The following is an 18,854-nucleotide window of genomic DNA, read 5'->3' as shown; positions in this document are numbered from 1 at the left end:
CGCGATGGCAGCTTGGCCGACTGACTCGCACCCATCATGGATTTCCGTCCTCGCTGGATTTCCGTTTAGGAAATTCGATCACCTTCGCCTCAGGCTCCAGCGGTTCATGACCAGGCCGCTCATGCCAGAAGACTTGCCGCAGATCGCGTTGATCGACCCGCTGACCGCAATGCGGGCAGTTCTAGAAGTGAAGATGCTCATCGAGGTGCTGCTCTCCGTGCAGTTTGCCGGGAATCGGAGGGCCAAGGTCGGCTAGCTTTGTCATGCGGCCCGCAACATCCGCCATGCTAAATGTTCCGGAACTATTTTAGCTAAAGCTTATTGAGTTGACGGTTGCCGGAGTGAGTTGATGCGCCTGAAGTTCATTATGCAAGGTGATGGAACCTATAGTGGCTCCCAAAACGTTTGCTCGGGCGCAGCGGGAGCTTCGTTCGCAACGGATCTATCCCTTGCAGGAAGCGGACATGCTGAAGAAGCTGAAGCGGCTCTTCCGATCTAAAAAGAAGCTCTCACAAGATACTATCAACGAGTGCCGCTACACACCATCCTCGCATGCTATTCCGCGCACTTCGGCAGCCTCCTGACCGCCTACAGGGCCGTTGGTTTTGAGTGCCCGCCAACTGGCCTACGGGGCAAATACTACTCAGATGATGAACTTCTAGACGGCGTCCGCCGACTGCATGCCGAATTTGGATTCGTCACGATGGCTTTGATCAACGCTGCCAGCGGCCTGCCGAAATGCAAGGTTTTCACGAAGCGCTTCGGCTCGATTGTGAATGCGTACGGCCTTGCTGGGTTCCCTACGACGAAGAGCGAGATGATCGCAGCGGCGCGGCAGCGAGCAAGCGCTAGACGTGAGAATAAGAAGGTTGCCGCAGTATCGGCAGCAAAAGCGCGGCACCCCTAGGAGACTATATTGTCACGTGCACAAAGCAATTGAAACGGCTCCTTTGAGCGCACGCCTAAGGCCAGGACTCGAAGCGACCCGACAGATTTCGCGCAGTCGTCGAGCGTGCATCCGCGCAGAGGGCGCCACAAACGCCGAAGACAACGAACCCCCCCTGGGGAAAGGCGGCGGGCTCTTTCAAGGGCTGCGGAACATCTGGCTGCGACCATGGTTCGGGAGCTGGCCGCACCACTCCCGCGGCCTTCCCAAGTGGCTTGCCCGCTGGCTCCCGCCGGCGGGCTTTTTGCGTTCAAGCCAGCAGAGGCGATTCTTGTCGGCGATACAGGCCGGCACCTCTGAGGGCGATTAAGTGGCGCTACCCCAGCCGCAGGCAAAACGGAGAGGCACTGATATGGTGCAGGTCATGAATCAGAAGATCATAGGCTATGGACGCGGCGGGGCGGTTGGCGTCTTCCTCGGCCATATCTTGTACATGATTTTCAACGGTGACCTGCGCAGCATCGTAGCACGCGCCGGGATGTATATCGCGATCGGGATATGCATCGTTCTGCTTATTGAACGCGGTTTTAGGCGGTGGGACACCAAGCAGCTAGCCTCCACCATGGACGCTACCCAGCCGTGGGGGCATGGCTAGTCCCTGTTGTTCTAGTATGAGTCCAGAATGGAGATTAAAGAGCATCCGTCGCCTTGTCCATCCAAGATCAGATATTGAAGCGGGAGGGGGAGTGGGCGGCCGACAGAGCAGGACGAGCTGCTGCTTGAAAGCTTACTCGAAAACCTGAAATCCGCGCAGGCCGCTCTTCGGCGACTGGAAGGATAAGCGGAACCTAATGTGTCCGGGCGGCTTATGCCCCGATGAGCACTCGCGGTGCCAATTTCCTCGACCGGTGGATGGCAGAGCATCTGCCAAACGGACGATCCGATCGCGGCGAGCGACCTCGCCAGCGAGGCGATGCGAGCGGCCGAGCGCGACGGCATCGACCCGGTGGAGATCACCGACGAGGTCGGCAGCGTCTTCGAAGTCATTCTGCAGGCGATGCAGCACCGTGATGGCAGCTTGGCCATCCAGTGGAATGCCACCGGGCCTGTGCGGCCTGCGCCTTCCTCAAGCGATTGATGTGGACGGCCCAGTTGCCGGGTTGACCTGTTTCCACCGCGCCCGCGGCTCCGAAGCACTCCCGGATCGAGGCACACGGACCGGGACTGATGGCAAGCTAATTTAGCCGTGGAACATATATCAGACCGCGGGTTCGGGCGCGGGCCGCCTACTTCAGCCTTCCCAAGTGACTGCCCGCTGGCTCTGGCTGGCGGGCTTTTTCAGCCGGCCTCGCCTGTACAATCATAACTGGCTGGCATGCTATTTTTTGCCCAGAAGGAGTTTCGCTTCGCGAACTAGGCCGTAGACTCATAAGCACGCAGCCACAGGCGCATTGAGGCGAGCTGGACCATAGCGAGGAAGTTGGCGGCGAGCTTATCGTAGCGGGTGGCGATGCGGCGGAAGTGTTTCAGCTTGGAGAAGAAGCGCTCGATCAGATTACGCTCGCGGTAGAGCCGTTTGCTGAAGCACGGCTTCCAGCGCCGATTGTTTTTAGGTGGGATGTTGGGCGTTGCACCCTGCTCCTCGATCAAGGAGCGGATGCGATCCGCATCGTAGGCCTTGTCGCCCAGCACGATGGTGCGGGGGCTGAGGTGGTTGAGCAGTTGATCTGCGATCTGACTGTCATGCGCCTGTCCGGCGGTCAGGCCGAGCCGGATGGGAAGTCCTTGCGCATCGACAACGACGTGGATTTTCGTCGTGAGCCCGCCGCGCGATCGACCGAGACAGTGATCTGGCCCCCCTTTTTTGCCGTCGCGGCCTGCTGGTGGGCGCGAACGGAGGTGCTGTCGATCATCTGGATGTCACCGTCGTGCGCGGAGGTGATGGCATCCATCAGCCGGTCCCACACGCCCGCCTTCCGCCATCGCACGAAGCGGTTGCAACAGGTGGTTCGTGGGCCGTAGCGCTCGGGCATATCGCGCCACGGCGCACCGGAGCGCAGAACCCAGAAGATGCCATTCATTACACGTCGGTCGTCTACACGCGGAGAAGCGGCTTGATCACGCGCCATTCGAAGTCGCTAAGGTCATATCGGCTCATAATGATTCTGAATCAGAACCTGGCGTGATATGAAAGCGTCAATTGAAAGAATGATCCATTGCCGAGGAAGGCATAGCTATAAGGCCGGTAGATGAATTCCATTAGAGCCGACGAGTGGGACGCCGTTCACACTGTTCATGACTTCTATGATCGACCCTTGAAGGGGATCGCCGACTATTAAAGGTTCCCGCATACCTATATCGCGAATGGGATATAGATCAGGATGACTGGGCGGATACGCTCCTATTGAGCCCGATCAGTGACGAACAACTGTCTGCCGTCAAAGAGCAATGGCATCTCTGGTTGCGGTGGCGATCGGCGCACGATGATGGCACTCTGAAGCCAGAAGACCATCACCCGACTCTCGCAAAGGATAGGAAGCGCTACGAAGAGCTAGCCACAGTCGTCGAGGCCGCCCTGAAAGTTGACGACGCGAAATCGATCAGGGTGAAGGCGGACTTCCGTGGCGACATCCTGTCTATGGGGAAAACGGCCGTTCGATGGACTGAGCCCGACGATGGCGGCACTCCACCCATCTCGGCCATTCCGCATTTATGAGTTCACGACCTAGCGAACTCCACTCTCTTCCCAGCAAAAGGACAAGCTCTATGGCTTGCGCCTCGCTAATCCCGGTCTCTCGGATAAGCCTTTCGATAAGGCTGGCCTGCGGCGGCTTCTCACTGTCCCCTGCATCGTCGCCTCCCCGTTTCGGCGCGGTCAACGATTAACATTTGATGATGGTTCCCAGTAAGGATTGAAATTTATCGCGAGACGTCGCTCAACAGTCAGCGAGAGTGCGTTGGAATCTATCAGCTCGTTCCCGTATCCGCCCGAGCAAGGTGTGAGCTGCGCGATGAAGAAAACATACGCGAAGCCCGTTCTGACCAAGCGTGAACGTTTGTCCGCTACGGCCCGAACTTATTCATCGACGGTCACACCGGACCGACCGGCTAACGGAAAAGGTCTAGCGTTACCACCCGCCCGCTGCCTGTCTGGTGGCGAGCTTTCTTATTGATACTTGTCCCCACAACTCGAACTGCTAAGTAGGGCAAGTCGGCGTACTGATATGTGGATACTCGCCCGCTCCGCTCGTCTGTCACTTCAAGGAAATACTCACCCCATCTGTGAAGCGTCAGCGGGCGCCCTGTAGCCTGCTCGGCGGCTCTGAAAGAGGTGCTGGCCTCGACGTGATACTCGGCAAGCATTCGCCCCGACAAGATTTCTCGCACCTGATAGGCCACGGTCGCCCAACATTCGAATCATCCATTAGGGCAGTCTAACATTTGCTTTCGGTCGCCCGGCTTGGTACGGGTGGCTTTTTGCCGCGACACTTCTAACCTGACCGCGGGCTCCCAACGGCGGCCTTTTTTGCTTTGCGGGAACAGCTTGGTTCAATGCAAGTTTGGGCCAACGCAGCGCACTCCGACGTCCCTCCGCGCTGCTGGCCAAGGGCAAACTTGGTCGGCCCGCGCTTTTCTGCCGAGGGGCGCGGGCTTGCCTCGCAGGCTGGACGCGCTGTGCGCTTGTTGCTCAAACCGAGCGCGGCAACTGGCAATCTTGGTCGCAGATCGAGCTTGCCAGCGTCGAGGCGCTTGAGGGCCTCACTCGGCTGATCAGAAACAACAACCATGTCCTGATCTCTTGCGGCTTTGACAAAGGCTGCGAACGCGACGGATTGCCGGCAGGTTTCTGCCTGGGCCTCCTCAAGCAAGCGCAGTGCCTGTCGATAAGGCTGGACCGGAGCGCATATTGTGATCGGGGCTGAATTTCGGACTGACCACTACCCGATCACCAGCTCGGCGGCCGCCACAAAGAAAGAACCACGACCGCAACCTTGATAATCAGCATGCGACTGTCTCGTGTCATTGCGGATCGAGATACCACGACGAAGGACCGGGCAAAATTGCCAGCCGCGCAACTAGAGTAATGGCGGCGAGGGGGGTCCTTGGGCCAATGAAGCCGGGGTGTCTATTGAGCAGCGACTGGAATGGGTTAGCATTAGCTCAGGAATAAAATGGGGACGCACGTGCTACCTTCACCTGGCCTGGAAAGGCTGAACGCATTTTCCGATGGCGTGTTCGCCGTACTGATCACAGTTCTAGTTTTGGACCTTCGCCCGCCGGAAGTGCCGGCTCTCAAAGCCCTTCTGGCATATGGGAAACCTGGCTTAGCTACGGTGTAAGCTATCTCTTCATTGCGATTGTCTGGGCGAACCACCATCATCTCTTGCGCTACGCGAAAGAGAGCACGGCATCCTTAATGTGGTACAATTTCGCGCACCTGTTCTCAGTCTCGCTGCTCCCCCTGGCCACGGCATGGATGGCCGTAAGCGAGTTGGCACCGCAGCCGGTCGCCTTCTATGCGACCGTATTCTTCCTGGTTAACCTGACATATCTATTGTTGATCCGCGAACTCATTGATCCGTTGCCAGAGGAGGAGGTGTCACCACAAGTGCGACGGCTCATGCGCCTACGTGCCATGATTACGCTCAGCCTTTTTGGGCTCGCCGCTATCTTGGCATTGAGCTACCCGATCGTCGGACTGGGGATCTGTAGTTGTTGCCTGGCAGTCTATCTGAAGCCCCAGGCGCGCGGGTCATAGGAACGGACTGAATGCGGCGCGGCCACGCGACGACCTTTTGTACGGCGTGGGGCGGTGCCGATCAAGTCCAACTCGAAAAGCCCGCCACCTTGCGGCATGGAGAGGTTCTGGAGGGTGCTGGATCAAGAGTAAAGGCTCAACTTGCCGGCGCCTGTTTCGACGCGATCACGCTGGTGGCGTCCGCGACTGGGGCAGGCGATAGCTCTCGGGCGCTGCATCGGCCTCCATCACTCCTCTGCAATCTTTGCCGGAACCCGCCAGCAACTTTGCAGCGGCCAAAAGAATGCTATCCGGTACCGGATCGGGAGGATCGGCCTTTTCATGGCCTGCGGCTAATTGCCGAAAGACGGAAAGACCTAAATCTCTTTCATCACCCTCGCTGCTCGCACGAGCGATGACCAGTCAGCGCCCATGGCTGCGACAAGGTCACGAGCATCTTCATCGGATATTCCAGTGTGGTCTACTAGCTTCCGTGCCAGCAATTCGAATGCTAATTCTATAATTGTCACAGGTCGGACCCTTCCGAAAACAGCCTCGACGGTAGCATGCGAGAAGGGCTTCCGCATTTGCACATGTTAGATGGCCATCATGGATGTCTCATGTGCCGCAGAATGTCTGTAGGACGCGTTCATCCGGGCGTGGCGGGTCAGCATAGCCTTTCATTTCCGGCTGCTCATCGAAGGGATGGCTCACGACCCTCAGAATCTCATCGAAGGGTGTGAAGTCGCCGCCCAGCGCCGCCTGTATCATCGCCTCAATGCGATGGTTGCGAGGGATGAATTTGGGATTGACGGCATGCATGGTCGCCCGGCGCGTGGCTGTATCGGCTGTTTCACTGGCGATCCGCTCGCGCCACCGCACCGACCAGGCGTCGAATGCGGCTGGATCCCTAAACAGCTGCCGCGCCGTGCCCTGACCTTCCGAGGCGTCGAGATCGTCGCCTAGGCGTCGAAAGCCGATGGTAAAGTCGGCTTCGCCGCGAGCCAGCACATCGAGGAAATCTGCCGCGAGCTGCAGGTCCGCCTCCGCCTCGGTCAGCAATCCGAGTTTTCTGCGGAACCCGCGCCGCAACACGGCCTCATAGGAGGGCTGGAACGACCTCAGCACCTCTTCGGCTTCTGCGACGGCTTCATTCTCATCCGTGCTCATGAGCGGCAGCAGCGTCTCGGCAAGGCGCGCAAGGTTCCATTTGGCGATGCGAGGCTGGTTGGCATAGGCATAGCGGCCGACGCGGTCGATCGAGCTGAACACCGAGCCGGGGTCATAGGCGTCCATGAAGGCGCATGGGCCATAGTCGATGGTCTCGCCCGAGATCGCCATGTTGTCGGTGTTCATGACGCCGTGGATGAAGCCGACCAGCATCCAGCGCGCCACCAGATCCGCTTGTGCTGTGACCACGGCGTCCAGCAAAGCGCGGTACCGCCGTGCTTGCCCTGACAATTGCGGGAAATGACGCTCAATGGCATAGTCAGCGAGGATCTTGAGCCCCTCGGTGTCGTGGCGCGCGGCGAAATATTGGAAGGTGCCGATCCGGATATGGCTTGCCGCCACTCGTGTCAGCACGGCGCCGGGCAGCCGGACCTCGCGATGCACGGGGTCGCCGGTGAGTACCGCCGCCAAGGTTCGCGTCGTCGGGATGCCCAGCGCCGCCATCGCTTCGCTGACCACATACTCACGTAGGACAGGACCCAGTGCGGCGCGGCCGTCACCGTTGCGCGAGAACCGCGTCGGCCCCGAACCCTTCAGCTGTATGTCGCGGCGGATGCCGTTGACGTCCACCACTTCGCCAAGCAGGAGGGCGCGACCGTCGCCGAGCTGAGGCACGAAATTACCGAACTGGTGGCCCGCATAGGCCAAGGCGACTGGCTGCAGGCCTTCCGGAAATCTGCTGCCGGCAAGCATCTCCACTCCGTCCGGGCTGGTGAACTGGTCGGCGTCGAGCCCTAGTTCCTCGGCGAGGGGTCGGTTGAAGCGGATCAGCCGAGGTTCGGACACCGGCTGCGGACCTGTTTGCGCGAAGAAGCGCTCGGGCAATTGTGCATAGCTGTTGCGCAGGGCGGGAAGCTGCATCTGGGTGCCTCGGGATTGTTCAGCAGTGGCAGGCAAGGTCACGGCGAGCTGGCTCTCAAGTGAAGGGGCCGGTCGGCCCCGTTCGGGGGGCATTCGTTGATATAGGGACGCAACGTCGCTGGTGCCATCGGATCCTCGGCTCGGCACCGGATAAGAGTTGGAATCAAACCGGCCCTTAACAACCCGAGGCGAGGCCTGGGACCAGCATGCTGCCCCAACACGGTCGCAGCAACCCGAACATCCCGCCGAGCAGCTGAGAGCCAATGTTTCAAAGTCCAGGCCACCGTCCAATGATCGCATTCTCAACGCATTGTCGTACCGCGCCTCGAGCGGTCCCAGTCGGCGCGATCGGTTGCCGAAGGCACGTGAGATGGTGGTGGTAAGCGAACTCGGGCGCATCGGTTTGAGGTACCGGTCTGCGAGATCACGGTTTGAGTTCCAACCTCTTCGAAATGCTCAAAGCACAGGCGCCCGACGATCACGAGATCGCCGAGACGCTGAGGGATCGCGATGTCCAGCCTGCAAAGCCGACGGACCGCAAAGCGCAACGAAAAGGTGCTTCGCCCCGTCCGAGCCAACGCCGGGATTGAATCCGCCTACAGGGGCAAGGTGACCGCGCTGATCTAGGCCATGAAGCCAGAGCGTGATCTACTGGCTGAAAGCCTCCTACCGGGCCAATACGCGCCCCGTATGGCGCAGGATGAGACGCCGGCGGAAGCGCTGCGGCGATCCGATCGCTTTTCCACCGAGAGCGCGAAATAGTCGCCCAGCTGCAACGGAAGCCACGTCGAAGCGCTTGGTCCACTGCACAGCGAGTTTGCGGATCGAGCCAGGCGCTCCGCAAGATCCTTCGCGATGGCGGCATCTCGGTCGAGTTCAAGATGACGGCGGCGATGCGCGACGTTGTCGACGCGACGGTCAACGCCAACGTGTCGCTGATCAAGTCGATCCCGTCGCAGTATTTCGACCAGGTGGAAGGCGCGGTCATGCGGTCGGTGCAGACCGGCCGCGATCTTGCCGGCCTGGTGGTTGAGCTGGAGCGCTACTCGGGCATCACGAAGCGGCGCGCGGCCTTCATCGCGCTCGACCAGAACAACAAGGCGACGGCGGCCTTCAATACCGCACGCCAGTTGGAACTCGGCATCGACGAAGCCGAATGGCACCACAGCGGCGGCGGGAAAGAACCTCGCCCGACGCATGTCCAGGCTGGCCGCGAAAAGATCCGCTACAAGATTTCGACTGGTTGGTATGACCCGGCGGTGAAGCGCTTCATCCGGCCTGGCGAGGAGCCCGGTTGCCGTTGCGTCCGCAAACCGGTCATCAAGGGGTTTTCGTGACCTACAAAAAGGTCTGCCCAAGTTCCGCAAGGTCGTCAGCGAACATTTTAAGGTGTGCGCGAATGTCTTCCATCACCGTGACGACGGCAGAGCGCCGGTCAAGCATCAGCTCGACATCTTCGAAAGCGCCCACAGCATCAAGCGCGTCCAGCGGATGTTCGATCTCGTCCGATAACTGTTCGAGGGTGTCGTAGTGCACCGCTGTCATCGGGTCGAAGAGCGGCCTGGCCTCGGTGATGAGGACAGAGTTCAACTTGCCTCGGATGTCTACTTTCCAATCTCGAGCCCGCTGAACGAGTCTCGCATTGGACGCCATCACCGTTTCCGGTCCAGCGTCAGCGAGAAGCTAATCAACTTCGGCCAAGTACGTCATGTCGAAGAAGTCGCCGGCCAGATAAGCTGCACGGGCGGCACTCGCTCGGTCTGCCCGCAGCGTTAACCGTTGAGTGTCGTAGTGGCGGCGTCCCTGCTCACGGTCCAGCTTCATAGCCGCACGCACAGACTACGCCGCAGCAGCAATGGCCAGATTGCCGGTCGCGAGTGTTTCCCATTGAATTCGCTGGTTCACCATCGCCGGCGCCAGCAACGCACCGAGACAGAACGCCTGTCCCTGCCGCTAGAAAAATTGCCAGACGGTCCAACCGATCGGTTGCCATGCGCCTCACGCCGCGGTCAGCGTCGGGATCGCCTCGATCTCGGCGCTGAGCGCCCTCTCGGCCTGTTCCAGATCATAGTTGCGCTGGAGGTTGAGCCAGAGCACCGGACCGTTGCCAACCAGCTTGCCGAGGCGCAACGCCATGGGGACCGTGACGGGCTGCTTTTCGTCCAGGATGTCGTAGAGCGTGCGCCGGGAAATGCCGAGCAGCTTGGCGATCTCGGTCTTCGACTTGTCGAGCGCCGGGATGACGTCCTCGCGCAGAAGCTCTCCGGGATGCATCGCGGGCAGGCCGCGCTTGATGGGTGCCATGTTCATCAGTGGTAATCCTCTAGTTCGACCTCGATAACGTCTTCGCCGTCAAAACCGAAGGTGATGCGCCAATTTCCGTTCACTCGAACAGAATAGCGCCCCTTCTGATCGCCCGAAAGGCCGTGGAAGCGATAGCCGGGAAGGTCCATGTCTTCCGGCTTTGAGGCTGCTTCCAAGGCCCGAAGGATGCGGGCGACACGCTTGTCGTCTTGCACGCTGAGACCGCGCGGACTGCCGGTCTCGAAGAAGCGTTGCAGGGCTTTGTTTCGGAAAGACTTGAGCATGTTTGTAAGGTAACGCCTTACACATTCCAAGTCAACAATTTTGTGAGGCGCGGCCTTACATTACAGGAAATTGATCTGATGTCCACGCTCGGCATTCCGAAGCCTATCGGCGATGAGTTCGTCGGCAAGGACAGTGCCGGCCAACCCGCCTCGCTGATGTTGGTCGCGCCCGATGGCGATGTCCTGGTGCTGCGCCGCTCATCGACCGACACCAACTGGCCCGGCCATTGGTGCTGGCCCGGCGGCAAGTCTGAGGAAGGCGAAACGCCGCTCCAGACGGCCACGCGCGAGACGGGAGAGGAAGCGACAGGGCCTGAGATGTTCCTGGAGGCCGGCCCCGCGAAACTGCTGGACGTGCGCCCTACGCCACAAGGCTGGCTGCACTACACGTATGCGCAGCCGGTGGTCGAGAAGTTCCAGCCCAGGCTGTCAGCGGAGCACTCCGGATATGCCTGGGCCCCTCTGGGCTCGCTGCCTGAGCCGGTGCATCCGGGGCTGCGCGACATGCTGGGCGAGCGTCTTGGCATCGCCGCAGACATGGCTCCCGAGGCGTGGGATCAGCTGCGCTCCAACTTCGTGAAATGGACGAAGGACGAGGGCATCGCAGCCGCCGATTGCCCGCTTTGCGGTGGCACCGGTGAACTCGCCGGTCCTGGGATCGTCTGCGACGAATGCGAGGGTACCGGCGTTGCGCGGCCGAAGCAGGCCAACGACGCACTGGCGATGGATCGCAACAGCGTGCGCGTGTTCGACCAGGACGGTCATCTGCGCGTCGAGATGACGCCGATCTCCAAGGCCAACGTTTGCCCCTATTACGGCCGCGAGATCCCGGCTTTCGAAGCGCTGGGGCTGGATCCCGAGCGGGTCTACCGCCTCTATCGCAATGCGGAGGAGCTGGCCAAGGCCGCCCCGTCCTTCGTCGGCAAGCCGCTCTTGCTCAAGCACATTCCAGTCAGCGCCAAGGAACACCCGCGCGAAGCCGTTGTCGGGGCTCTGGGCGATGCCGTCGAGTTCCATGCGCCGTACCTCATGGCGCCGCTCAGCATCTGGGATGGCGCTGCAATCGCGCTGATCGAATCGGATCGGCAGAAAGAACTATCGAGCAGCTATCGCTACCGGGCCGACATGACGCCCGGCACGCTGGCTGGAGAATCCTACGACGGCGTGATGCGGGACATTTCCGCCAATCACGTCGCCTTGGTTGAGGAAGGCCGCGCCGGGCCTGATGTTGTGGTCGGCGACAGCAAACAGGAGATCAACACGATGAAGAAAACAGCTCTGCTTCGCGCATGGCGTCCGTCGCCCACGGCGCGATCCTAGCCCACGTCATGCCCAAGCTGGCCGCCGATCAGAAGATCGATCTGCGCCCGGTTCTGGCCGACATCACCGCCAAGAATTTCAAGGCCAAGCGGCCCGCCATCATCGAGGCGGTCGGCAAGGCGACCAAGGGCAAGCTGGGCGCTGACGCCAAGCTCGACGATCTCGAGGCGCTCCTGGTCGCGCTCGACGGGGTCGAGGTGAAGGAAGCCAACGACGAAGAGGACTAGGACGACGAAGAGGCCAAGAAGAAACAGGCCGAAGACGACGCCGTCGAGGAAGAGGACAAAAAGAAGAAAGCCGCCGAAGACGCGGAGAAGGACGATGACGACGATGACAAGGTCGACAAGAAGGCCATGGACACGGCGATCGCCGCTGCGGTTTCGGCTGCTGTCGATCGCGCCAAGCGCGAGGCCCGCGAAGAGTCCGCCCAGGTTCGCGCTGCGGAAGAGGCCGTGCGCCCCTACATCGGTAAGCTCGCCATGGCTCACGACAGCGCCGATGCCGTCTATCGCACCGCGCTCACGTCGCTAGGCGTCAATATCGACGGAGTTCATCCCTCGGCACTGCCGGCCATCCTTAAGGCCCAGCCTCTGCCTGGCGCCGGCCAGGCGCAGCAGCCCGCCCGTGTCGCCATGGACGCTGCAGGCGTCAGCTTGTTCCACGGGATGTTCCCGGCAGCCAAGTCCCACATTGTCAAGTCGCTCTAAGCGAGCGGCCTAAATTGCTAGAAACCCCTTCGAGCCGGCCAACATGCCGGCTGCTTTATGAGGAGAACCGCCCATGTCTGGCTTTCAGACGCAGGTCGCCTACAATCCCGCCCCCGCCGTTGAGGGCGACTTCGCTTCCAGCAACCCCCGCAGCACGATCCTGGCCGCCGCTGGCGCGCTGGTATGCGGTGCGCTGGGCGCGATCGTCGGCCGCTTTGCCTGGCTGAACTATGCCCAGCTCGACAGCGACAATGCGCCGGCCGTGGTCAACCCTTTGGTACCGGGCCCGTCGCCGGCGTCGTGCACCGCGAGCAGCAGGGCCTGATCGAGGTCTACCTGCAGGAATCGACCATGCTGGTTCCGGCCGGCTTCCCCATCACCGTCTTCAACAAAGGCGACTTCTGGGTGAAGAACTCCGGCGCCACCCCGGCACTGTACGGCCAGAAGGTCTATGCCAACTATGCCGATGGCAGGTCTACGGCCGCTCCGACCGTCACGCCGAATGGCGCAACCACCTCGGCCGGCTCGATCGCCGCCGCAACCAGCGGCTTTGTCGCTTCGATCGTCGGCAACGTGCTAACTGTCTCCGCTCTCAACTCCGGCACGATCTACTCAGGCACCACCATCTCCGGTACCGACGTGGCGAACGGCACCAAGATCGTGCAGCAGCTCACCAGCGCCGAAATCGACGGTTCACTGGGCAAGACCGGCACCTATGCGGTGTCGATCCCTGACCAGAATGTCGACCCGGGCACCGTGATTGCCGGCACCTATGGCGTGTTCACGGCTGGCGGCAACGTCGTTGGCGTCTTCGGCAACGGCGACACGCTCACTGGCGCCGGCATCACCGCCGTCACCACGCTCACCCAGCAGCTCACCGGCCCTACCGGCGGAGTCGGAACATATGCCGGGGACGTCAACCGTCGTCAATGCTGCGGCTCTCACCGCAGCCACCAACGTCGAGACCAAGTGGACCGTGCGTTCATTTGCCCAACCGGGCGAGCTGATGAAAATCACTTCCTGGCCGCAGGGCTAAACCCTTTCCCATCAACCTCGAACCAATGCGCCGTGAAGCGGCGGTCTGTTGAGGAGAACCACAATGCAATTCCATGACTATAATCAGGCCGCCGCGACGTGGACGCAGCATCGCCCCATGTTCGAGCAGGCCGGCATCTATCTTCCCGAAGCACGAGCCTACATCGTCGAGGCTTTCCGCACCAACCATCTTGCGATGGATGCGCAGCCCTCCCTGGCGACGGCGTCGAATGCCGGCATTCCGGCATTCCTGACCACGCTGGTCGACCCAGAGGTCTACCGCATCCTCTTTGCCCCCACTAAGGCCGCCGAGATCTTCGGCGAAACCCGGAAGGGCACCTGGATCGACCAGACGGCGATGTTCCCCGTCATCGAGCAGACTAGTGAAGTGTCGAGCTACGGCGATTACAACGACAACGGCCGAGCCGGCGCGAACATGAACTGGCCGCAGCGCCAGTCCTATCTCTTCCAGACGATCTCCGAATACGGCGAGCTGGAAATCGAGCGTGCCGGTCTTGGCCGCGTCAATTGGGTCGGCGAGGTCGACGCCGCCGGCGTGACGGTGCTTCACCGCTTTCTGAACACCACCTACTTTAAGGGCGTGCAGGGCCTGCAGAACTTCGGCCTTCTCAATGATCCGAACCTCGCCGCGCCGATTACCCCGTCCCCGAAAGCTTATAGGGGCGTGAAGTGGATCAACAATGGCCAGATCGTCGCGACTGCGAACGAAATCTATGCCGACCTCCAGTCGCTCTGGCTCCAGCTCGTCACCCAAACCGCCGGCCTGGTTGACCAGAACACCAAGATGACACTGGCCATGTCGCCGGAATCTCAGCTCGCGATGACCGCGACGAACTCGTTCAACGTCAATGTCGAGGATTTGCTCAAGAAGAATTTTCCGAACCTTCGCGTGGTTTCAGCGGTGCAATATAGGGGGCAAACCGCTATCAACCCGGGCGGCATCGCTGCCGGCAATGAAGTACAGTTCATTGCGGATGGGATCGATGGCCAGCAGACGGGTTATTGCGCCTTCAACGAAAAGCTCCGCGCTCACCCGATCGTGCGCGCGCTGTCTTCGTGGAAAAAGAAGATGACCAGCGGCACCTGGGGTGCCATAATTCGACAGCCCATGGGCATTTCCCAGATGGTTGGCGTCTAAGGGCGCTTGCCAACGCGACGGCATGGCTCGGTCGTTGAACTGCGCAAACTCGAGCACGCTCACGTACGCCGGCGGCTGGCGCTTGCCGTGCGCTCCGATCACGCCATCGAGCGCCAGTCGTTGCGAGGGGCGACCCGGCTCGATCGCCAGGCGCTCGCCCTTCCTGCCGCGGCTCTTTCCGACAGCGGCTTTCGGATAGTCGGCTGCCAGCCTTGGGGTGAATTGCGCGCCACATTGTTCGTTGCCGCTTTGGGATGAATTCCGCGCCACATTGCTCCCCTATACTCCCGGCCTCGTGAGGTGCGAAAGCCGCCCAGTGCTGAAGCGTATGCACATATCTGGGTGGTATGATGCCCGCGAAGTTGAGGCCGGAAAGGCAATCCAGACCGGAGAATGTCAAAAACCGCATTTCCCTGGCGCGTCCGCCGCTCACGCGATGGTGAAGCGGAGGTTGGAACATACCGGCTGAGCTCGGGTTAGCGACGTGCTTCGTATCGCAAGACGCCCCCCCGCGGACGGTCGCTTACGAAACCGGTCGCTTAAGAAACGTCGCAGGAACCTTCATGAAAACCCAACTACTGCCGAACACTAGTCATCGTGGCCCGCTCGTCGTCATCACAGCGGCGGTACTGGCATTCGCAATCGCGTTCTATTACTTCGCCACCCCGCTGACTGGGGTAACCGGAACCCCCGGAGCCATGCTCGTGCTCGTCGCCAGCCTGGCTCTTGCGCTGGATGGGCTTGTACTGCGCTTCAGAAGAGGTGGTGTCGTTTTCACCCTAGCGTGGGTCTTGGGCCTTCTAGGAGCACTCGGCACATTCATTGCGGCCATCTTTCTCCACGCTTGGTGGCTCGTGGCGGCCGTTTCCGTTGTGCTGGCTGGGCTGTTGATCACCCTGGGTTTCCGTCAGACCAACATTCAGGATACGTCCCGATGAGAACTGCCGTCTTCGGCTCGAGCCTGGCATTTGCCGTCTTTCTGTTGCTGGGGCTTGGCATTCATTCCGTCTCTGCCCAGAATGACAATACTTCACCCGCGTCACAACCGGGCGGCATACCGGATGCCGGCAGTCAGCCGAAGGACAGCAGCGGGAGCGCCAGCCCTTCGGCCGGGGAAGCAGGCTCGCCGGAGGAGGCGGCAACAGCCCCGCTCCCTGAGCCCAAGCCAATCCCGCTGATCCCGCCACAGCCGACCTGGAACAGCTTTCACGGCCAGCTCAATGGCCAGAAGTACTCTCCGCTTACACAGATTACCGCAGAGAACGTCGGTTCGCTCCGCAAAGTATGGGAGTTGCATACTGGCGATATGTCAGACGGATCGGGCGCATTGCCACCGTCGGTCTGGTCCGCAACCCCCATTTTCGCCAATGACACCCTTTATATTGGGACCCCCTTCTATGGGGTGCTTGCGCTCGACCCGGGCACAGGGGCGATCAAATGGAAATTCGAGTCCAAATCCACTCTCAAGGCCTTGACGCAGCCGGCCCTGAAAAACCGTGGCGTTGCTTACTTGCAGAGCAAGAATGCCGTGGCGGGCGAGGGCTGTCAGAAGATTGTCTATCTAGGCACCATGGATGCGCACCTGCGCTCGATGCCGATACCGGACAGCTCTGCAAGAAATTTGGCTCGGGTGGCGTATTGGATGTGAACCAGTGGAACGACATCAACGCCAAGTACCCGCTTTCCCTATTGCAGCCGCCCACCGTGGCCGGCGACCACGTCATCCTCGGCTGGGCTGGAAAGGATTGGGCCTATGCCGAGGCTCCCCCCGGCACGGTTTTCTCGCTGGATCCTCAGACGGGCGCGCGACAGTGGTCGTTCTCGTCGCTGCCGGCGCAGATCGCAAAACGTACTGGGACCGCCAACGTCTGGACCGCAATGTCCGTGGACGAAGGGCTCGGGCTTGTTTACCTCCCGGTCTCCAGCCCATCGCCGAACTACTGGGGCGGCAATCGTGCCGACCCGATACCGCTTGCGACGTCCACCACCGCACTAGATCTTGAAACCGGCAAGGTCGTCTGGTCACGACAGTGGGTCCATCACGACATCTGGGACTACGACATCAACTCGGCGCCTACGCTTATGGACATCACCGTGGCGGGCAAACAAATTCCTGCCCTCATGCAGGCGACGAAGATGGGCTTTCTGTTCGTCGTCGACCGGCGCACCGGAAAAGACGTCTGGCCGATCGATGAACGCCCTGTACCGGGCGGCGACGGCAGCGTCCAAGGGGAAGTCTACGCTCCCACGCAGCCGTTCCCCACCAAACCCGCACCGCTGCTGGACCAGTCCAAAAAGCCACCCATCTGGCGAATAGCTGATGTCGTCGGCCTGGGCGAGTGCTCCCGCTTATGGGACAACCTCTCCTATCGTGGCATGTACAGCCCGCCGACACACAAGGGCGAGGGCGTGCTGGCCTACCCGGATTCGGCGGGCGGAGTGCAATGGGGCGGGGTCGGTTTCGATCCAAGCACCCAAACGGCGGTGGTCAACTTCTCGCATGTCGTCCAATCCATCAAGCTCTATCCGCGCGATGAATACCAACGGCTCGCCGGCGATTCCGGCAATGAGCAGGGCTACTATCCGCAAGAGGGCGCACCCTACGGCATGTCGCTGCACAACGCTCTCAACTGGCTTGGCATGCCGTGCTGGGCACCCCCCTTCGGAGAAATCGCCGCCATCGACATGACCACCGGCGACGTCAAATGGCGCCGGCCGATGGGAGCATCGCAGAAGTGGGGCTTCTATATGCCTGAATCCCTCGGCTCGGTGACGATCGGTGGCCCCGCCGTGACGGCGGGTGGTTTGATATTCATCGGGGGTTCGATGGACGCGAAGGTGCGCGCCTATTCTCTCGCGAACGGACAGGAACTGTGGTCCGACATCGTCCAGGCGCCCGCGGTGGCCAATCCTGCGGTGTACGAGTACCGCGGCCGCGAGTACGTGGTGTTCGTGGCCGGCGGGAACACCATTCTGAAGGACCAGGTCGGCGATCAGGTTGCCGCTTATGCCCTTCCCGGGCCGTGATGTCCAACGCCACCACCGGTGAGGTTGGTCGGCGGTCCAGTACGACGTCAGAGCGCTACTTGTGTGATCGGACCTTATCTGAGGCCGCTATGAATGATCTTCCAATCCTCACACTGGGGATGATCTTGCTCACCGCTTCTTTGGTGGCGATGATATCCAGACGGCTGGAACTTCCCTACAGTGTCGGGCTCGTTGCGGCGGGTATCGCCCTTGGCTTCATGCCCGGCGTTGCCGAACTCCCCCTCAGCCGGGATCTGATTTTCACCGTGTTTTTGCCGCCGCTGATTTTCCAGGCGGCACTTGCGATCGAATGGCGTCATTTTCGACTGGACCTGCCGGTCACGGTTCTGCTCGCTTTTCCTGGGGTCGCGATCGCCGCCGCAGTGGTCGCGGCTGGCATGCATTTGCTGCTCGGATGGACTTGGATCGGATCGGGGCTGTTCGGCGTGCTGATAGCAGCGACGGATCCGGTGTCGGTCATCGCGGCCTTTAAGGAAATGAAGGTTCAGCCCCGCCTCGCTCTTCTTGTCGAATCGGAAAGTCTGCTCAACGACGGCGCAGCCGCAGTTGGCTTCGGCATCTTGGCCGGAATCGCGGCAGGCGCCGAGGCGACGCCCCTTAGCGTTGCTGGATCGCTGTTGTGGACTATCGCGGGTGGGATTGCCTCAGGAGCATTGAAATAACCCTGACGACGATTGCGGCCTATGGTTCGTTTCTGCTTGCGGAGGATCTTGGCATGTCGGGCGTGCTGGCTACTCTCACCGCAGGCTTGATTGTCGGCAACGTAGGGTGGAAAGGCGCGATTTCCGCCAACGCCAGAAGTCACGTTCTGGCGTTCTGGGAGTACGCGGCCTTTCTGGCGAATTCGATCGTGTTCATATTGATCGGTGGCCATGAAGCCCATCAGCCACTTGGGATATTTTCAGGCACCTCGGCGGTCGCCATCATGCTCGTGCTGGTTGGCAGGACATTGGCTATCTATCCTTTCTGTGCCCTCCTTGCTGCGACGTCCCTGAAGGTGGATGCAAGCTACCAGCATGTTTTGGTTTGGGGCGGGCTGCGCGGTGCCCTTGCTCTGGCCCTGGCGCTGGCCCTTCCTGAAAACGTCGCCGAGCGCAGTCAAATAGTCGTTGCCGCGTTCGCAGTCGTTGCCTTTTCCATCTTTGTTCAAGGGTTGACCATGCCGTGGGTTATCAGACGCTTGGGGCTGACCGCCGAAAGCGCGGCTTCGGCTACACGCGACCGCAGCGGCGGGTAAAGAAGCCGGTAGCCTTCTCGGGTTTCGACTGCTCAGGCGCTGTGA

21 protein-coding genes and 2 pseudogenes are annotated in these 18,854 nt (G+C 60.8%); 18 read left to right on the top strand and 5 right to left on the bottom strand.

Annotated features, from left to right (window positions below):
- The first annotated feature begins 106 nt into the window (after positions 1-106).
- The 4 genes from FJW04_RS30050 (at position 107) to FJW04_RS23310 (ending at position 2,024) form a co-directional block, all read left to right on the top strand.
- Entirely contained in the window at positions 107-256 is a 150-nt protein-coding gene (locus tag FJW04_RS30050) for a hypothetical protein (protein WP_181173036.1), read from the top strand.
- A 447-nt stretch (positions 257-703) separates the two neighbouring features.
- Positions 704-907: a hypothetical protein gene (locus tag FJW04_RS23325; RefSeq protein WP_140716971.1), complete on the top strand. Its 204-nt coding sequence runs from the start codon at positions 704-706 to the stop codon at positions 905-907.
- A 403-nt stretch (positions 908-1,310) separates the two neighbouring features.
- A complete protein-coding gene (locus FJW04_RS23320) occupies positions 1,311-1,541 on the top strand; it encodes a hypothetical protein (RefSeq protein ID WP_140716969.1) in 231 nt (76 codons plus the stop codon).
- Between the two features lie 234 nt (positions 1,542-1,775).
- A complete protein-coding gene (locus FJW04_RS23310; protein WP_181173035.1) occupies positions 1,776-2,024 on the top strand; it encodes a DUF768 domain-containing protein in 249 nt (82 codons plus the stop codon).
- Positions 2,025-2,299: 275 nt separating this feature from the next.
- Here the strand turns inward: FJW04_RS23310 and FJW04_RS23305 are convergent.
- Positions 2,300-2,967 (bottom strand): annotated as a pseudogene (locus FJW04_RS23305) (IS5 family transposase).
- A 323-nt stretch (positions 2,968-3,290) separates the two neighbouring features.
- On the opposite strand from FJW04_RS23305, the gene FJW04_RS30045 reads away from it, so the two are divergent.
- Together FJW04_RS30045 and FJW04_RS30460 are read left to right on the top strand one after the other, a co-directional pair.
- On the top strand, positions 3,291-3,602 hold the full coding sequence (locus FJW04_RS30045; protein WP_181173034.1) for a hypothetical protein: 312 nt from the start codon (positions 3,291-3,293) through the stop codon (positions 3,600-3,602).
- A 1,701-nt stretch (positions 3,603-5,303) separates the two neighbouring features.
- Positions 5,304-5,645, top strand: a complete 342-nt coding sequence (locus FJW04_RS30460; RefSeq protein WP_246674005.1) for a hypothetical protein — start codon at positions 5,304-5,306, stop codon at positions 5,643-5,645.
- Between the two features lie 597 nt (positions 5,646-6,242).
- Here the strand turns inward: FJW04_RS30460 and FJW04_RS23285 are convergent.
- Positions 6,243-7,715 (bottom strand): protein adenylyltransferase SelO, encoded by a 1,473-nt coding sequence (locus FJW04_RS23285; protein WP_140717148.1) that lies wholly within the window; start codon positions 7,713-7,715, stop codon positions 6,243-6,245.
- 881 nt (positions 7,716-8,596) lie between these two features.
- Here FJW04_RS23285 and FJW04_RS23280 point away from each other — a divergent pair.
- Complete coding sequence (locus FJW04_RS23280) at positions 8,597-9,052, top strand: phage minor head protein (protein ID WP_140716961.1); 456 nt, start codon at positions 8,597-8,599, stop codon at positions 9,050-9,052.
- 1 nt (position 9,053) lies between these two features.
- On the opposite strand, the gene FJW04_RS23275 is transcribed toward FJW04_RS23280, so the two are convergent.
- The 3 genes from FJW04_RS23275 to FJW04_RS23265 all read right to left on the bottom strand — a co-directional run bounded on the left by FJW04_RS23275 (position 9,054) and on the right by FJW04_RS23265 (position 10,303).
- On the bottom strand, positions 9,054-9,368 hold the full coding sequence (locus FJW04_RS23275; protein WP_140716959.1) for a hypothetical protein: 315 nt from the start codon (positions 9,366-9,368) through the stop codon (positions 9,054-9,056).
- Positions 9,369-9,713: 345 nt separating this feature from the next.
- Positions 9,714-10,025, bottom strand: a complete 312-nt coding sequence (locus FJW04_RS23270) for a HigA family addiction module antitoxin (protein ID WP_210241319.1) — start codon at positions 10,023-10,025, stop codon at positions 9,714-9,716.
- Positions 10,025-10,303: a type II toxin-antitoxin system RelE/ParE family toxin gene (locus tag FJW04_RS23265; protein ID WP_140663671.1), complete on the bottom strand. Its 279-nt coding sequence runs from the start codon at positions 10,301-10,303 to the stop codon at positions 10,025-10,027. Before FJW04_RS23265 ends, FJW04_RS23270 begins: the two co-directional genes overlap by 1 nt.
- Here FJW04_RS23265 and FJW04_RS23260 point away from each other — a divergent pair.
- The 11 genes and pseudogenes from FJW04_RS23260 to FJW04_RS23215 all read left to right on the top strand — a co-directional run bounded on the left by FJW04_RS23260 (position 10,271) and on the right by FJW04_RS23215 (position 18,809).
- Positions 10,271-11,623, top strand: a complete 1,353-nt coding sequence (locus FJW04_RS23260; RefSeq protein WP_140716957.1) for a DUF2213 domain-containing protein — start codon at positions 10,271-10,273, stop codon at positions 11,621-11,623. The genes FJW04_RS23265 and FJW04_RS23260 overlap by 33 nt on opposite strands.
- A complete protein-coding gene (locus tag FJW04_RS23255; protein WP_140716955.1) occupies positions 11,593-11,850 on the top strand; it encodes a hypothetical protein in 258 nt (85 codons plus the stop codon). Before FJW04_RS23260 ends, FJW04_RS23255 begins: the two co-directional genes overlap by 31 nt.
- Before the next feature lie 126 nt (positions 11,851-11,976).
- Positions 11,977-12,330, top strand: a complete 354-nt coding sequence (locus tag FJW04_RS23250) for a hypothetical protein (RefSeq protein ID WP_140716953.1) — start codon at positions 11,977-11,979, stop codon at positions 12,328-12,330.
- Between the two features lie 73 nt (positions 12,331-12,403).
- Positions 12,404-12,655 carry a hypothetical protein gene (locus tag FJW04_RS23245; RefSeq protein ID WP_140663663.1) on the top strand — a complete coding sequence of 84 codons (252 nt, stop codon included), beginning with the start codon at positions 12,404-12,406 and terminating at the stop codon, positions 12,653-12,655.
- Positions 12,631-13,443: a hypothetical protein gene (locus FJW04_RS23240; protein ID WP_181173033.1), complete on the top strand. Its 813-nt coding sequence runs from the start codon at positions 12,631-12,633 to the stop codon at positions 13,441-13,443. The genes FJW04_RS23245 and FJW04_RS23240 overlap by 25 nt, the downstream gene beginning before the upstream one ends.
- A 40-nt stretch (positions 13,444-13,483) precedes the next feature.
- Positions 13,484-14,524: a DUF2184 domain-containing protein gene (locus tag FJW04_RS23235; RefSeq protein ID WP_140716949.1), complete on the top strand. Its 1,041-nt coding sequence runs from the start codon at positions 13,484-13,486 to the stop codon at positions 14,522-14,524.
- A gap of 6 nt (positions 14,525-14,530) precedes the next feature.
- Entirely contained in the window at positions 14,531-14,782 is a 252-nt protein-coding gene (locus tag FJW04_RS30165) for a hypothetical protein (RefSeq protein ID WP_210241322.1), read from the top strand.
- A 305-nt stretch (positions 14,783-15,087) separates the two neighbouring features.
- A complete protein-coding gene (locus FJW04_RS23225; RefSeq protein ID WP_140663659.1) occupies positions 15,088-15,462 on the top strand; it encodes a hypothetical protein in 375 nt (124 codons plus the stop codon).
- Positions 15,459-16,172: a hypothetical protein gene (locus FJW04_RS30160; RefSeq protein ID WP_210241318.1), complete on the top strand. Its 714-nt coding sequence runs from the start codon at positions 15,459-15,461 to the stop codon at positions 16,170-16,172. The genes FJW04_RS23225 and FJW04_RS30160 overlap by 4 nt, the downstream gene beginning before the upstream one ends.
- Complete coding sequence (locus FJW04_RS23220; RefSeq protein WP_246673999.1) at positions 16,169-17,551, top strand: PQQ-binding-like beta-propeller repeat protein; 1,383 nt, start codon at positions 16,169-16,171, stop codon at positions 17,549-17,551. The genes FJW04_RS30160 and FJW04_RS23220 overlap by 4 nt, the downstream gene beginning before the upstream one ends.
- A pseudogene (locus FJW04_RS23215) lies at positions 17,551-18,809 on the top strand (cation:proton antiporter). The gene FJW04_RS23220 and the pseudogene FJW04_RS23215 overlap by 1 nt, the downstream one beginning before the upstream one ends.
- Positions 18,810-18,854 lie beyond the last annotated feature (45 nt).

This window comes from Mesorhizobium sp. B2-7-3 (assembly GCF_006440715.1).
Lineage (GTDB): Bacteria > Pseudomonadota > Alphaproteobacteria > Rhizobiales > Rhizobiaceae > Mesorhizobium > Mesorhizobium australicum.
This window is presented reverse-complemented; position numbering and strand designations above follow the sequence as displayed.

Bases quoted from the DNA above. Each gene is read 5' to 3' on its own strand.
- FJW04_RS30050 (WP_181173036.1), top strand. From the start codon at position 107: ATGACCAGGCCGCTCATGCCAGAAGACTTGCCGCAGATCGCGTTGATC.
- FJW04_RS23325 (WP_140716971.1), top strand. From the start codon at position 704: ATGGCTTTGATCAACGCTGCCAGCGGCCTGCCGAAATGCAAGGTTTTC.
- FJW04_RS23320 (WP_140716969.1), top strand. From the start codon at position 1,311: ATGAATCAGAAGATCATAGGCTATGGACGCGGCGGGGCGGTTGGCGTC.
- FJW04_RS30460 (WP_246674005.1), top strand. From the start codon at position 5,304: ATGTGGTACAATTTCGCGCACCTGTTCTCAGTCTCGCTGCTCCCCCTG.
- FJW04_RS23285 (WP_140717148.1), bottom strand. From the start codon at position 7,715: ATGCAGCTTCCCGCCCTGCGCAACAGCTATGCACAATTGCCCGAGCGC.
- FJW04_RS23280 (WP_140716961.1), top strand. From the start codon at position 8,597: ATGACGGCGGCGATGCGCGACGTTGTCGACGCGACGGTCAACGCCAAC.
- FJW04_RS23275 (WP_140716959.1), bottom strand. From the start codon at position 9,368: ATGGCGTCCAATGCGAGACTCGTTCAGCGGGCTCGAGATTGGAAAGTA.
- FJW04_RS23270 (WP_210241319.1), bottom strand. From the start codon at position 10,025: ATGAACATGGCACCCATCAAGCGCGGCCTGCCCGCGATGCATCCCGGA.
- FJW04_RS23265 (WP_140663671.1), bottom strand. From the start codon at position 10,303: ATGCTCAAGTCTTTCCGAAACAAAGCCCTGCAACGCTTCTTCGAGACC.
- FJW04_RS23255 (WP_140716955.1), top strand. From the start codon at position 11,593: ATGGCGTCCGTCGCCCACGGCGCGATCCTAGCCCACGTCATGCCCAAG.
- FJW04_RS23250 (WP_140716953.1), top strand. From the start codon at position 11,977: ATGGACACGGCGATCGCCGCTGCGGTTTCGGCTGCTGTCGATCGCGCC.
- FJW04_RS23245 (WP_140663663.1), top strand. From the start codon at position 12,404: ATGTCTGGCTTTCAGACGCAGGTCGCCTACAATCCCGCCCCCGCCGTT.
- FJW04_RS23235 (WP_140716949.1), top strand. From the start codon at position 13,484: ATGTTCGAGCAGGCCGGCATCTATCTTCCCGAAGCACGAGCCTACATC.
- FJW04_RS23225 (WP_140663659.1), top strand. From the start codon at position 15,088: ATGAAAACCCAACTACTGCCGAACACTAGTCATCGTGGCCCGCTCGTC.
- FJW04_RS30160 (WP_210241318.1), top strand. From the start codon at position 15,459: ATGAGAACTGCCGTCTTCGGCTCGAGCCTGGCATTTGCCGTCTTTCTG.